This window comes from Vibrio sp. 1580, from assembly GCF_033340055.1.
This window is the reverse complement of the sequence record NZ_JAWOVT010000608.1, coordinates 1-549: the sequence shown is the minus strand read 5'-3', so window position 1 is coordinate 549 and position 549 is coordinate 1. Positions and strand designations below refer to the sequence as shown.

Here is a 549-nt window from a genome sequence, read left to right as displayed (position 1 = left end):
ACACACGCTGTTTTGCTTTTCGGCCGGAACAGGGGAGTTTGGCCCAAAAGTGATCATCGGTTCACGAACTTGTCCTTTTCGTGGATTGCGTTCGTGATTGTTCGCTGGGCCATGGCATGCTTCACACTGTTTATCATTCATTGGCCCATGCAGGTTTGCGGACTTGCCATGAATGTTGTCGAAAATACCCGTAGCAGGTTTGTCTGATGTATCGTCATGGCAACGAAGGCAGCCATCTGGTCCGCGGCGTGAATATTTCCCCTCGGAAAACTTGGTGTCTAATATGGTTTCAATTTCTTCTTGAGTTAACGTCGTCGCTTCGGGTTCTGGCTTGGCGACATCTTCCGAACTGACGGTGAAGATGACGCCTAACCCAAGTATCCCAGCTACCAACCACCGCAGAAACATTGCTTTCATAGCTCTTCCTTTTCTTATCCTTAATTGTCAAAGCATTGTGTTCAATGACGAATTCAACGGTAGTCGTATACCTTGTGAACCTTATCCACCCCTTGTGACTGACCAATAGCATGGCAAGTCGCACATTGTTCG

Annotated in this window: 1 pseudogene; it reads right to left on the bottom strand. The window is 47.7% G+C overall.

Annotation, left to right across the window (positions count from 1 at the left end):
• A pseudogene (locus R7093_RS27420) lies at positions 1-417 on the bottom strand (cystathionine beta-synthase); the annotation flags it as partial.
• Positions 418-549 lie beyond the last annotated feature (132 nt).